14 protein-coding genes are annotated in these 12,954 nt (G+C 67.5%); 9 read left to right on the top strand and 5 right to left on the bottom strand.

Going from position 1 to position 12,954, the window contains the following annotated elements; genetic code table 11:
• The first annotated feature begins 155 nt into the window (after positions 1-155).
• Together WME79_RS23420 and WME79_RS23415 are read left to right on the top strand one after the other, a co-directional pair.
• On the top strand, positions 156-1,433 hold the full coding sequence (locus WME79_RS23420; protein WP_437539129.1) for a hypothetical protein: 1,278 nt from the start codon (positions 156-158) through the stop codon (positions 1,431-1,433).
• A gap of 96 nt (positions 1,434-1,529) precedes the next feature.
• On the top strand, positions 1,530-2,909 hold the full coding sequence (locus WME79_RS23415; protein WP_437539127.1) for a serine/threonine-protein kinase: 1,380 nt from the start codon (positions 1,530-1,532) through the stop codon (positions 2,907-2,909).
• Positions 2,910-2,970: 61 nt separating this feature from the next.
• Here WME79_RS23415 and WME79_RS23410 read toward each other — a convergent pair whose 3' ends face one another.
• From WME79_RS23410 to WME79_RS23400, 3 genes are all read right to left on the bottom strand, one after another.
• Positions 2,971-3,768, bottom strand: coding sequence for a hypothetical protein (locus WME79_RS23410; protein ID WP_437539125.1), 798 nt, complete (start codon positions 3,766-3,768; stop codon positions 2,971-2,973).
• A gap of 195 nt (positions 3,769-3,963) precedes the next feature.
• On the bottom strand, positions 3,964-4,398 hold the full coding sequence (locus tag WME79_RS23405) for a YciI family protein (RefSeq protein WP_437539123.1): 435 nt from the start codon (positions 4,396-4,398) through the stop codon (positions 3,964-3,966).
• A 23-nt stretch (positions 4,399-4,421) separates the two neighbouring features.
• A complete protein-coding gene (locus WME79_RS23400) occupies positions 4,422-5,087 on the bottom strand; it encodes a dihydrofolate reductase family protein (RefSeq protein ID WP_437539121.1) in 666 nt (221 codons plus the stop codon).
• Positions 5,088-6,093: 1,006 nt separating this feature from the next.
• Here WME79_RS23400 and WME79_RS23395 point away from each other — a divergent pair.
• From WME79_RS23395 to WME79_RS23385, 3 genes are all read left to right on the top strand, one after another.
• Entirely contained in the window at positions 6,094-6,471 is a 378-nt protein-coding gene (locus WME79_RS23395; RefSeq protein WP_437539119.1) for a hypothetical protein, read from the top strand.
• Positions 6,472-6,591: 120 nt separating this feature from the next.
• A complete protein-coding gene (locus WME79_RS23390; protein ID WP_437539117.1) occupies positions 6,592-7,383 on the top strand; it encodes a hypothetical protein in 792 nt (263 codons plus the stop codon).
• A gap of 14 nt (positions 7,384-7,397) precedes the next feature.
• Positions 7,398-7,910, top strand: coding sequence for a hypothetical protein (locus WME79_RS23385; protein ID WP_437539115.1), 513 nt, complete (start codon positions 7,398-7,400; stop codon positions 7,908-7,910).
• 31 nt (positions 7,911-7,941) lie between these two features.
• On the opposite strand, the gene WME79_RS23380 is transcribed toward WME79_RS23385, so the two are convergent.
• On the bottom strand, positions 7,942-8,994 hold the full coding sequence (locus WME79_RS23380; RefSeq protein ID WP_437539921.1) for an RCC1 domain-containing protein: 1,053 nt from the start codon (positions 8,992-8,994) through the stop codon (positions 7,942-7,944).
• 13 nt (positions 8,995-9,007) lie between these two features.
• Between WME79_RS23380 and WME79_RS23375 the strand changes: the two genes are divergently transcribed.
• From WME79_RS23375 to WME79_RS23360, 4 genes are all read left to right on the top strand, one after another.
• Positions 9,008-9,232, top strand: a complete 225-nt coding sequence (locus WME79_RS23375; RefSeq protein WP_437540146.1) for a hypothetical protein — start codon at positions 9,008-9,010, stop codon at positions 9,230-9,232.
• A gap of 507 nt (positions 9,233-9,739) precedes the next feature.
• The gene (locus WME79_RS23370) at positions 9,740-11,041 is read left to right on the top strand and encodes a ferritin-like domain-containing protein (protein WP_437539113.1); all 1,302 of its coding nucleotides are present in this window, start codon (positions 9,740-9,742) and stop codon (positions 11,039-11,041) included.
• A 167-nt stretch (positions 11,042-11,208) separates the two neighbouring features.
• Positions 11,209-11,574: an ArsR/SmtB family transcription factor gene (locus tag WME79_RS23365; protein ID WP_437539111.1), complete on the top strand. Its 366-nt coding sequence runs from the start codon at positions 11,209-11,211 to the stop codon at positions 11,572-11,574.
• Positions 11,571-12,068, top strand: a complete 498-nt coding sequence (locus tag WME79_RS23360) for an SRPBCC family protein (RefSeq protein ID WP_437539109.1) — start codon at positions 11,571-11,573, stop codon at positions 12,066-12,068. The genes WME79_RS23365 and WME79_RS23360 overlap by 4 nt, the downstream gene beginning before the upstream one ends.
• A 46-nt stretch (positions 12,069-12,114) precedes the next feature.
• On the opposite strand, the gene WME79_RS23355 is transcribed toward WME79_RS23360, so the two are convergent.
• Positions 12,115-12,693: a superoxide dismutase gene (locus WME79_RS23355; protein WP_437539107.1), complete on the bottom strand. Its 579-nt coding sequence runs from the start codon at positions 12,691-12,693 to the stop codon at positions 12,115-12,117.
• Between the last annotated feature and the right edge of the window lie 261 nt (positions 12,694-12,954).

The raw sequence follows: 12,954 nt of genomic DNA, 5'->3' as shown, positions 1-12,954 counted from the left end.
CGCGCCCGGCCCCCGGAGAGGAAAGCGCGTATTCCCGGGGCCGAACGGGGTGGCGCGAGGCGTGCTTTAGACGGGCGGCTGACGTGTTGCGGATGTGCTTCCGACTCGATGACCGGAAAGGGGCAACGATGAATCGACGAACGGCTTGTCTCGGAGTGGCCACCCTGTCGCTGGCTGCGGGCATCATGCTCGCTGCCAGCGCCACGAGCGCGAGCGGCGCGCCCCCCGTGCCGCTCATGGTGATCGCCAACCACCTGACGCTCGACCACCTGGGCCACAACCTGCTTACAACCAACCGGCAGAGCCTTCAGGCGCTCGATCGCAATCCGCTGACGACAGCGTCGTTCGCCGCGGGCCCCCTCCATGACGCCCTGCTCGACCCGTGGGCGCGCGATGTGATGAAGGATCTCGTCGAGTGTGCCCTCTCCACAAAACAGCGCGTCGAGTGGACCCCGCCGGCGAACGAGGGAGCATGGGCCCCGACGCCGGAGGAACGCGCTGCGCGCGCGGCGAGCGCGCAGCCCGACAGCGCTCTCTCTTATTCCGGATCCATGGGGCTCTGCCCTGCGTGGGCTGATCCGCAGTGGCCCGCGCGGGACAAGGCGCATAACGCCATGAGGGCGAGCTGCCAGGAGCTGGTCTCGGCCTGCTTGCTCGCCAAGAACAACGCCTTCGGCGCGCGGGTCAATATCTCGGCTCGTGGCCGTGTGCTCCCGGAGAGGCCGGGTGTGCTCCCGGAGAGGCCGGGGGAGACCAGGATGCTCCCGGTGGACGTGGGGGAGAAGACGGATTATCCGTGGCGGGAGGGCGCGTTCTTCGGCAACCTCTTCAATGCGAGCGCGCTCAACACGGATTTCGAGGTCACGTTGGTCGCAGGCAAGGTCGTGCGACCGACCCTGACCACAGCGCACCTCGACGATATGATCTACGGGGAGGCGTTCGTCTGTCACCCGCAAGAGCACGCCGCGGGCCCGCAGTACGACGACTTCATCTACATGCAGCGGCGCGTGTGTGCCAGGTCCACGGGGGGAGGTCAGCCGGGGTGCCTCGCAAAGCATGTCGGCGCGTGCCGGAGCTACGCGGATGGCGTGTCCGGAACCGGAGAGATGGGCCGCGCGAATGTATGCGCTGGAGATCCGGTCGATGGGACGTACACGGGCCCCTGCACCGGCGAAGCCGGCGACACGAGACGGTGGATGCATCCCGTGACCGTGTACCTGCGCCAGCCGTGTGATGTCTTCGGTCCCAGGAGGTGCCTGGAGCTCAACGAGAACGGCTCGGGCCCGGTCGCCGTTCGCAAGCCGCCCGTCATCAACCGGCAGCCGCCGGATCCGATTTTTCGCGTCCCTCAGGGGGACCCGCCTCCCATGCAAGGTCCTCCCCCCCAGGGCAAGGTCGTTCCGACGCAGCTCCGCGGGCCGACAAAGCCGTGACGCTGCTGTCCGGCGGTCGCCCGGCCGGAGCCGTGCTTGGAAGCGTCACCATGGGGCTTGCGCCCCGCGGCCAGCTGCTGCGATCTCGGCAATGCAGTGGCCGCACCGACCCGATCCCTCGACCCCGCCTCCACCCTCCTCGACGAGGAGCCGGGTGCATCCGACGACCTCGCTCCCGGCACCCTCGCCGGGGAATTTCTTGTGGAGGCGGCGCGGAGCCACGGCGGCTTCGCGGTGGTCTACCTGGCCACGCAGCTTGGAACGGGGCGGCCCGTCGCGCTCAAGGTCCTCCGGCGCCGGCTCGCCGCAAGTACGCGTATCCTTGAGCGATTTCAGCAAGAGGCCGCGGCCCTCCGGGGCCTCGCTCACCCGCACATCGTCGCGAGCGTCGGCGTGGGCGACCTGCCGGACGGCAGGCCCTACATCGCGATGGAATGGATCGAGGGCCGCACGCTGAAGCAGGAGCTCCGCGCGCGCGGCGCGTTCGCGGCCGCGGAGGCGCTCGCCGTGCTCGAGGAGGTCGGCGGCGCGCTCTCCGCCGCGCATGCGCTGGGCATCGTCCACCGCGACGTCAAGGCGCAGAACGTCATGGCGATCCCGAGGGACGGGTGGTTCACGACGCGGCTCGTCGACTTCGGGATCGCCAAGCTGCTGGAGCCCGAGCGGCTCGGCCGCGGGCCGATCTTCACGCAGAGCAGCGTGCTCGGGACGCCGGGCAGCATGGCCCCCGAGCAGATCGCCGGCCGCACCGTCGACGCGCGGACAGACGTGTATGCGCTCGGCCTCTTGCTCTATGAGCTGCTCACGGGCCAACCCGCGTTCCACGCCGACAACTTCGTCGAGCTCGAGGAGCTCCAGCTCTTCGCGCCGCCACCTCGGGCGGGCGATCTCGTGACGGTGCCGCGGGCCTTCGACGCCGCGATCGCGCGCTGCCTCGAGAAGTCGCCGGACGCGCGCTACCCGAGCGTCGCCGAGCTCCTCGCGGATCTCCGCGCAGCGCCGCTCGCCACGAGGGACGACGCCCGCGTCTGCCCGGCGGCGGCGCTGCACGTCGCGGTGCAGATCGAGGGAGGGGACGAGCTCGACGAGGCGGCCTTCGACGACGCCGAGGCGGTGCTCGCGGCGGCGCGGCGCGCCGCGGCCGACGCGGGCCTGGTCATGCTGGTCGACGGCGGCGGGGTGCTGGTCGGCGCGACGGCGCTCCCCGGCGATCCGGAGGGCAGCCGCGCCGCCAGGGCCCGGCTGGTCGGGGCGGTGCGCGCGCTCGATGCGACCCTCGCGTCGCGGCCGCGGCCGAGCCCGGCGGTCCAGGTCGCGCTGGTGCTGCACGCCGCGCCGGCGACGGTCACAGGCCCGGACGGACGGGAGCGGGTCGCGGGGGGAGAGCTCTTGCGCCTCAACGAATGGACGGCAGGGCATCCCGGGCGCGGCCTTGTGATCTCGAAAGCCGTGCGCGCGGGGATCGACGAAGGCTAACCGGCCGCGTGAGGCCTCTGTTGAAGATGTCAATTCAGTCCGGCGCGGGTCGAGGGCGATTTCACCTCACGACGAGCTTCCCAGCCGACGTGACACACGATTTGTTGGGCTCAGGCGGCGTGTCGCCAGATTCGCACTCCACCGGCACTTTGTAGTCCTTGCCGACCGTCCCCTTCGGGTACCAGCACTCCGCGTCGAGGTAGCGTGTCAGGTAGTGGTCCCCGTCGGTCGACGACGCCTCGTTCGTCTTCCAGTCCGTGCCCGTGTAGAGGATGATCGAGCCTTGCCCGCACATCCTTTCGGCCTCCTTGACGAGCTCCGGCTTCCAGATGGGAGCAGGCGTCGTGCCCTTCTCCGGCACCTTGTCGCACGCCGTGAGCTCGCGCGAGCCGTCGTCCTGGGCGCGGAGGTTCGTCCGCTCGTTCGTATCGAAGTTCAGGGCGCCGCTCACGGTGGTGGTCCAGTCCATGCCGGGGCGCTGCTGTCCGCCTTGCACGCGGAGCGAGGCATAACCGCAGCCCTGCTCGCCCGAGTCCTTCTTGCGGAGCGCCGTCAGGATCTCGGCGCATTTGTCGCGCGCCTGCTGCACGTACATCTTCCCATCCACGGTCTCGGTCATCCACTCGTTGCCCACCGCGAGCTTGGTCTTGTCCGCACAGCTCGCGGCCACGATGATCGCGTTGAAATACGCCTCGTTCGTGTCGAGGTTCTTCTTCGACGCGGCGGACGTCTCGTTGTACCTCTTCGTGAACTCGTCGAGCTGAGCCTTCTCCTCCGGGCCGAGCGACGCGATCAACGCGCCGCAACCGAGCGGCGCCGCGCACGAGAGGAGCAGAATCGCCGTCAATGCCTTTGACATGGTTCCATTCATGGGGCGGTGCGATAGCGTCGCACGGATATGGCGTCAACGCGAATGCGCGCCGCGCGGCGAGCCGGCGCGCGCCTCCGCAGGTCGCGCGCCGCTCTCCTGTGTGACGGCGCCGCATCTCCGCCCACCTGCGCCGGGTGGATTCACGAAGCCGACACAATCGCCATCGATCGGGGAGCGCGACCTTCAGGACTTCCGCTGCCGCTCGATCTCGGCGCGCAGGCGTTCGTCCTGCTCGCGCAGCTCCGGCGTGAACTCCTCGCCGAAGTCCTCCGCCTCGAAGATCGGTCGAATCTCGAGCTCCCATTCCCCGCTGGGCATGTAGTCGGCGCAGCGCCTGGCCCACGCGACCGCGTCGTCCAGCGACTTCACCTGCCAGAGCCAGTATCCGCCGACGAGCTCCTTGGCTTCGGCGAAGGGGCCGTCGATGAGCGTCGTCCTGCCGTCCGAGATGCGCAGGCGCTTGCCTTTGCTGCTCGGGTGCAGCCCCTCTCCGCCGAGCATGACGCCGGCTTGGACGAGCTCCTCTTTGAACCTGCCCATCTCGGCGATGACCTTCTCGTCCGGCATCCTCCCCGCCTCGGATTCCTTCGTGGCCTTGACGAACACCATGACTTTCACGGAGCTCTTCTCCTTGGTAAAGGCTACTTCGTCAGGACGACATGGGTGGCGTGGCCCGAGGAAGCGTGCTCCGTGCATCGGTAGCCGAGGCTCACCGTATCGATGCCGGCGAGGAGGTGCTCGCCCCGGCCGAGGAGCACGGGGGAGATCACGAGGTGGAGCTCGTCGATGAGCCCCGCGGAGAGGTACTGCCGAACGGCGGAGACGCCGCCGCCGAGCCGGATATCCTTGCCCTGGGCCGCCTCCTTCGCGCGCTTCAGCGCGGCGTGGATGCCTTCGGTCACGAAGTGGAAGGTCGTTCCGCCCTCCATGGTGAAGGACTCACGAGCATGGTGCGTGAGCACGAAGACGGGCACGTGGTAGGGCGGGTTCTTGCCCCACCATCCCTTCCAGCCGTCGTCGGGCCAGGGGCCCCGCTGCGGCCCGAACATGTTGCGGCCCATGATCCAGGCGCCGAGGTTCTCGAAGCCGCGCGCGGCGAAGTCGTCGTCGACGCCTGTCCGGCCGACCGTGTCGCCGATCAGCGAGGCAGCGAAGTCGGCGGACATTTTCTGGAACGTCTTCGTGCCGAGGACCCACTGGTGCAGCGCCATCCCTCCGACGCCCATCGGATTGGCCAGATCCTGGCCGGGACCGGCGCCATGACCGTCGATCGAGATCCCAAACGCGTTTACCCGAAGCCTCGACATGCGCGCAACTCCTTCTGGCGCAGGCATCGCCTGCGGCCCTTCTGACGACCGTTCTCCTGAAGTGGCGACGAACGAGCCGGGGCCGGATCGACACGCCGGCGAAATTTTTCTTTTTTGCTGGCCGATTGTCACATGAAAACGCTGTGTATTCAATGACTTAGGATGTCCCAGGCGGGCGGACCGCTGCTCGCACGGCCGCGAGCGTCGTGGTCCGGCGGAGGCCGTGGTCCGGCGGGGAACCCCGACGCCGGCCTTCCGGAGCGCGGCGGAGACGAGCGGCCGGAGCTCGCCGCGATCGTCCCGGGGCCGAGCGCGGAGCGGGCGCCCCCTCCCAGAGCTGCGTATACGCGGGCCGCGGTCTTCAACGCGGCCGAAACCGCCCCGCGAGGCGCCGTCCCAGGCTTGCCCGCCCGGGTTGCTCACGAAGCGGTCGGTCAATCACCGTCAGGCGGCTTCGCGAGGCTGCAAATCGGCATGCGCTCACCTCACCATGCGTGGCGTGTGCCACGCTGGCGATACCAACAATATATTATATTGTACACTCATTGTGGAGATTGCGGATCAATGACACGAATTCGTTGCATGACACCCATGAGGTCGCTATCATTGGGTCATCAAGCGGTTGCTTGGAGCGCCGAACAAGACTGGACCTCGCCAGGCAGGTGAGGGGGCAGCGCCCGGAGTGCCGAGGAGCCCTACTGAAGTAGGGTGATGAGGCGTAATGACGCGATGCGCGCCCCCTGTCTGCCTGCCTGACGTTGAGAGGCGCTCTTGTTATGGCACCACTATGGGTTGGCTTCGCTGCGCTTCGCTTTGCAGCGTCTTAGACGGGTGAACTTCGATGAAGGGTTACGTCAATGGGCTCTTTGTTTCTATGGTTCTGTTCGCGCTCTGCTCGTTCGTACCTGGAGCTCATGCTTTCCCTAGGGACGGTGAGGCGGTGCCGGACGCGCGCGTCGAAGATGTCGACGGCCGATCTATCGAGAGTAGCTCCTGGAAAGGGAGAGTGACGATCCTTTTCTATGAGAGCCGGAGCTCATCGGAGCAGAACCAGGCGCTCAAAGAAGAGCTCGCGAGGCTGTCGAAGCAGGCGTCGTACCGGTCGATGATGCGCGTCGCGGCCATCGCAGACGTGAGCGAGTACAATTATTGGCCTGTCAAAGGGATCGTGAAGGACAAGGTCCGTGAGCAATCGGCTGCGAGGGGAATGCCCATCTACTGTGATTGGGATGGATCTTTCCGCAAGAAGCTCGAGCTCAGGCAGGACGCGAGCAACGTGATCCTGATCGGCAGGGACGGGCGTGTGCGGGTCGCGTTCGCGGGCACGGGCAAGGCAGCGGACCGGGCGCTCCTCATCGATCGGCTCCGCGCCGAGGTGGAATGAAGGCTCATGACGGCGCCTCGTTCACCTCGAACATGAAATGGACGAGCCGTTCGATGATGCTTCCGTGGGCTCGTGGTGAGAAGCGACGCGTGCGGCCCAAATGACGCTGGTGAGCCGTCCATGGCCGATTGGGGAAACTCCATGATGCTGGGTCCATTCGATCTTTGTCGTGTGCGTCGTGCTGCTTTTACCTTGGTACGCGCTGTTTTTGTCGTACCTGACTCGCAGCGCGCGATCCTTGATGCTCCCTATCAATTCTATGTTTTTGAGCTGTTTCATCGGAGCTGGATCAACAAGCTCTCCCATTTCGTTGGCATTCCTGTCGCGATGATGTGCGCCTATTCCGGGCTGTCCTTGACGGGGGCGGCTGTGCTCGCATCCGTGATGCTTGGCATGCACATCGCGATCGCCCGCGCGAGCAGGCTGGAGGGCCACATTGTCGTGCCGCTCGTCGTCGCGCACGGGCTGTTGTTCTCGGGCGGGGTTTTCGTGGTCGCCCCCTTCAACGGCGCAGGCGCCGAGCTCTACAGGAATCCCTGGCTGCAGGTCCTCGCCTGCTCGGTGCTCCAATACCTCACCCACATGCTCGAGCCGTGCGTCCCCGCGCCGCTCAGCCTGGACGGGAGGATGCAGCCGATGCGGCTGTGGGTGCGATCCCTGACGCTCCGTAGAGCGGTCGGTGTCCTTCTGCTCTCGGTGCCCCATGTGATGGTCGAGCTGATCTCCAGCCCTCGCAACCTCTTTCTTCTCATCGTCTACGCCTGGAAGCGCTGCGGCTACAGCCTGATGTCACTGAGCCGCATGTGGGACTTCATCTCCAGCGAGCTATCGAGCGTCCGGCCGGCGTTCTCGCTGGCTGAATTCCGGCACAGGTTCAACAGCATCCAGTCTTGCTCGGATGACCTCTCATGACACAGATCCCCTCCATGGCTGCAAACTTCGATGCGGAGCGATTTCTTGGCACGTGGCACATCGTCGCGACCAACTATGGGTTCTGGAAGAACCGCATCCACCCCACGGTTACCTACTCTCGATGTCCTGGGCCGGGATTCTGCATGAGCGATAGGCTGTCGTTCGAGGCCCGACCGCTCTTCGGAGGGCAGTATCGACCGGCGGTGCTCGAGGGCATCGATACGCAGGACGCCCAGCACGCCGCGCACTTCGTGTGGCGTGGCGCGGGCATCCTTGGCCTCATCCGCAGCCCTTGGTACGTCGTTGCCGTGGGCGAGGCGTACGACTGGGCCGTCACCTACTTCGGGCGATCCAACGTGGGCACGGCCCCGGGCGTGGACATTTATTCGAGGGAGCCGTCGCTCGCCCCGGAGAAGGTGAAGGCGATCCTCAAAGATCTCCGCGCTGACCCGTTCATGGCGGCGAAGTCCGATGGCATGTTCGCGACCGTGCAACCGGGCGTTCCGCCGGGCCAGGTTGCGTTGTAGGACGAGCCCCCGGACGGACGCGCTCCCGCAGCTACGGCCACACCACGTCGGTCGGGCTGCTTCGATCCGTCGTCGTCCCGTCGCCGAGCTGCCCGTTCGAGTTCGAGCCGAAGCAGCGGATCGCACCGGTGTCGCCGAGCGCGCACGTGTGCAGATCGCCGAGCGCGACCTCGACGACGCCCTCGAGGCTCGTGATCTGGGTCGGCACGTGCCGCTCCGTTTGCGTTCCGTCGCCGAGCTGCCCAACATCGTTGCGACCCCAGCACCAGAGGGTTCCGTCGGACTTTACCGCACACGTGTGCTTGCGTCCCGCCGCGATCTGCACGACGTCCGTGAGGCCCTCGATCGTCGTGGGCGTCGTGTGGAAGGCGGTGCCGCCGTCGCCGAGCTGACCGTTCCGATTGTCGCCCCAGCACGCGACGCCACGGCTCTGGAGCAGGGCACATGAGAATTGCTGGCCGGCCGCGAGCTGCAGCGGATGGTCGATCCCGCCGACGAGCGTTGGTGTCGGCACCGGCTCGCTGCTGAACGTTCCGTTGCCGACTTCGCCCCAGCCGTTGGAGCCCCAGCAACGCACCGAGCCGTCGCCGCTCGCCGCGCAGGTATGAAAATAGCCGAACGCGAGCCGCTCGACGCCGTTGATCGGGAGCGCGGTGGGCGTTGGGTGATCATCGGTATCGACATCGCCGAGCCCGAGCTGCCCGCTGGAGTTGTCGCCCGAGCAGGAGAGCGTGCCGCCGCCGTGTATCACGCAGTTGTGCCAGTGGCCGAGCGCGAAGTCGCCGAGGCGCTCGACGCCGGCGACAGCGACCGGCGCCGGCGACAGCTCGATGTCCGTCCCGCCGTTGCCGAGCGCGCCGTTCGGATTCGCCCCCCAGCAGCTCGCGGCGGCCGCGTTCGTGCGTACGCACGTGAACTCGTACCCGAGCCCGATCTGGACGACGCCAGTGACGCCCGGAACGGCGAGCGCAACGCTCGAGTCTCCGGAGCGTCCCTGGCCGAGCTGGCTCGCGTTGCCTGCGCCCCAGCACCGCACCGTGGTGTCGGCGAGCACGGCGCAGGTGTGTTGCCCACCGGCGGCGATGTGGTTCGGCGCGTTGCCCGATGCGCCCCCAGCGCCGGTGCCGGAGCCAACGGAGCTCGAGCTCGTGGAGCCGCCGGCGCCGGACGCGCTGGAGCCCGAGCTCGTGGAGCCGCCGGCGCCGGACGCGGCGGAGCTCGCGCTCGTGGAGCCTCCGGCGCCGGATGCGCTGGCGCTCGGGCTTGTGGAGCCGCCGGTGCCGGACGAGCCGGAGCCAGGGCCTGTGGAGTTGCACGGATGATCGGTCAGAGCGAGGGAGAGGAGAACGGCGCTGTGCAGTGTGAAGGTGCCGTTCATCTGGGATCGAGAAGGGTTGGACATGGGAACGAAACCTCCGAAACGCGCAGTATACGCCGGACGGGTTTGGTCGAACATCCTTCGCATGACGTCTTGAGCGACTCGTGGATACCTGTCGGCGTGGTGTGGATAACATTGCTCAAACGAGTGAGCCCGCTGGCGCTGTGGGTTCTTGTCGGCGGGTCAGGGGTTCGTACGTTTTGAACGTTCTGGTTGCTGCCGGTGATTGCTGGCAGCACCCGCAACGTCGTGCCGAGACCTTCCACGAGCTCTCGAGGGGCAGGCTCCTCGCCGCCGTTCAGCCGGTGGAAGATGTCGAGGTGAAGCTCGACGCCGAACGAAAGCGGTTCGAGCTCTCCGGTGGGGGATGCGACGGTTTCGTGCCGCGTGATGCTTCGATCAAGCTCGTGACAAACTCCCCCTGGCTCTCGTTCTGGTAGGTTCAACGAACATGAGACGCAGGATCAAGCTCGTCGCGATCGAGATCGCCGGTGCGGTCGCGTTCCTGGTGCCGGCGCAGGCCCTGGCGCGGTCCGAGGGGTCGTTCAACCCCGGCTTCTTGCTGTCCGCCGGCAGCGGCGAATGCCCGGTGGGGGTCGGCACGGAAATCAGCGGCATGGTTTTCCCGAAGGGCGACCCGGGCTCGATCGGTTACGGTGGTTTCTTCCAGGCGCAGACATATGCCGGCGACTATGCGCGCCTGGCGTTCGGGTTTCAGCTCGGGAACGTCGTCGGTGGAGAGCTCGGCCTCGCGGGTCTGACCCGCAGCAATCTCCACACGTCGACGTTCGCGCTGCACACGGGCGTCTTCGCCTCGGCCGCCGTGCTGGGGACGGGGCTGCGCGTGACGATCCCGATGAGCGGCGCCGATCACGGCCTCCCGGCTCACGGCGTCGAAGTGTCGTGGGTCTTGACCCTCAAGGCTCCGATCTACAGCGGCGGCAGGCTCTTCACCTCGTTCGGCCGGCCGCTGCGAGACGAAGAGGGCCCCATCACGGCCGCGGCGCTCGAAGCGAGCGGCTGGGCGGACACCAGCGACCCCGCGCTGGTCGCTCACCTTTCGCCCCGGGAGCGCGAAGAGCTCGCCGCCCTCTGGCTCGAGGCCGCGCTCGTCGAGCACGCCTCGATCGCGACGTTCTCCGCGCTCGCGCTGGAGCTCCTGGCGCTCGGAGCACCCGCAGACTTGCTCGCGGCTTGCCAGCAGGCGGCGCAAGACGAGATCGAACACGCGCGCCTCTCTTTCGGTCTCGCGAGCACGTATGCGGGGCTATCGCTCGGGCCGGCCAAGTTGCCGTTGCCGGCCAGCGCGCTCTCGGGCGACGCCGCCTCCGTCGCGTACCTGAGCTTCACCGACGGCTGCATCGGTGAAACCTTCGCCGCTTCGCTCGCGCGGCGAGCGCAGCGCCACGCCGCCGATCCGGCCGTCGCGCGGGCGCTCGCGCGCATCGCGACGGATGAAGCGCGGCATGCCGCGCTCGCCTGGAGCATCGTCGCATGGTGCCTGACGCTCGACCCGGTGCGCGTCCGCGCCGCGCTCGGCGCTGCGCTGACCGAGCCGGAGCTCGAAACGCCCGCCGCCCCGCCAACGGACGTTCTGGGGCTGCCGATCGCGCCGGCGGCTCGCCACGGAGCGGTGCCCGTCGAGGAGCAGAAGCCGCTACGGCGCCGCGCCGAGCGCACCGCGCGGGCGCGCCTGAAGCGCATGCTGCGAGCGCCGCGCGAAGCGCGGGTCGAGGGAGACCTCGCGCCCTGACCGGGACGCCCTACGCGAGCGCTCGCGCCTGACACACAGGTGAGCCGCCGCGGAGCTGCGCCGCGCTGAGCCGCGCTCCACGCGGGCCGGCGAGGTCCGGCCGCGCGTGCAGCCCCGCGCGCGTTCGCGCTTGACCGACGTATGCACTGTCGTGTATATGTACCGGCATGCAACTGGACGTCTTCCAGGCCCTGGCTGATCCCACGCGCCGCCGCATCATCGAGGCTCTCCTTTCTGGCGAGCAGCAGGTGGCCGAGGTCGTGGAGAAGGCCGGCATCCACCAGTCGGGCGTGTCGCGGCACCTGCGCATCCTCTCGGAGTCAGGTTTCGTCTCGATGCGACCCGACGGGCAGCGGCGCCTCTACTCCCTTCGTCCCGAGCCGTTCCGCGAGCTCGAGGACTGGCTCGGCCGCTACCGGCAGCTCTGGGAGGAGCGTCTCGATCGTTTTGGTGCCGCGCTCGAGAAGAAGCGCGCGCAAGTGCAGAAGAACCCGGCCATTCAAGACGGCCCAACCACGAGGAAGCGATCATGAACAGCGCAGTCAAAGCCCAGGCCCGATCCAAAGTCAGAGTCGAGCGCACCTATCGCGCCACGTTGCAGGAGGTCTGGGACCTCTGGACCACGCGAGAGGGCTTCGAGTCCTGGTGGGGGCCGCGAAACTTTCGAGCCGCCGTGGCGGAGCTCGACGCGAGGCCGGGCGGCACCCTGCGCTACGAGATGATCGCCGCGACGCCCGAGATGGTCCGCGCCATGGCGGAGATCGGCCAGCCACCCTCGCACGGCGTCACCTCCACCTTTGCCGAGGTCATGCCCATGACACGGCTCGTGCTCCGCAATGTGATCGACTTCTTGCCCGGCGTGCCGCCCTACGAGAACGACATCGAGGTCGAGCTCACGGAGCTCGGCGACCGCGTGAAGATGGTGGTGCTGCTCGACACCATGCATAGCGCCGAGTTCACCGAGATGCAGAAGGAAGGCTTCACCAGCCAGCTCACCAAGCTGGACGAGAAGTTCGGGGTGGCGTGAGCGTCATCGCCACGACAATGGCGCCCACGTCACGGGAGCGCGTGGGTCACAGCTTCGAGGCGGCGTGGTCCCAGTTCACCAGGTTCCACCATGCCTCGACGTACTTCGGCCGGGCATTGCGGTAGTCGATGTAATACGCGTGCTCCCACACGTCGCACGTGAGCAGCGGCGTCTTGCCCTCCGTGAGCGGGGACCCGGCGTTGCCCGTCTGCACGATCTCCAGCTTGCCGGAGCTATTCTTCACCAGCCAAGCCCAGCCCGAGCCGAACTGACCGACGGCCGCGGCGCTGAACTTCTCCTTGAACGACGACACGCTTCCGAACGCCTCCTCGATCGCCGCACGGAGCGCGGCGGGAGGCTCACCGCCGCCCTGCGGCTTCATGCTGTGCCAGTAGAACGTGTGATTCCACACCTGAGCTGCCTGGTTGAAGACCGCGCCGGACGTCGTGCGGACGAGATCCTCGAGGCTCTTGCCCGCGAGCGCCGCGTCCGCTGCCACGAGCTCGTTCAGCTTCGTGACGTAGGCGTTGTGGTGCTTGCCGTGGTGGAAATCGAGCGTCTCGGCCGAGATGTGGGGAACCAGTGCGTCTCTGGAGTAGGGGAGCTCGGGGAGAGTGAAGGCCATGGTTCTGTTCCTCTGTTTGCGTGTCGACGGCTGCGCGCTCGTCGCAGCCCGTGGTGAGTAGCTAGGCGAAGACCTTCGGGTGGCGCTCCAGCCACGGATCGAACGTCCGCGCGTCGCGGCCAGACAGCCGCTCCGCGTCGCCGGGTCCGGCGCCAGCCTAGCAACCCCGGTGGGCGCGCGTGGTGTCTTGCCAATGGGTTGGCAGGTTTCCATCCATTTGGAGAGGCGGCCTCCCGGCCAGCGGTTCAGTGGTTCCGCAAG

This window comes from Sorangium sp. So ce726 (assembly GCF_051521405.1).
Classification (GTDB): domain Bacteria; phylum Myxococcota_A; class Polyangia; order Polyangiales; family Polyangiaceae; genus Sorangium.
Note: the sequence above shows the minus strand (reverse complement) of the source record. Positions and strands in the feature narration are given on the sequence as shown.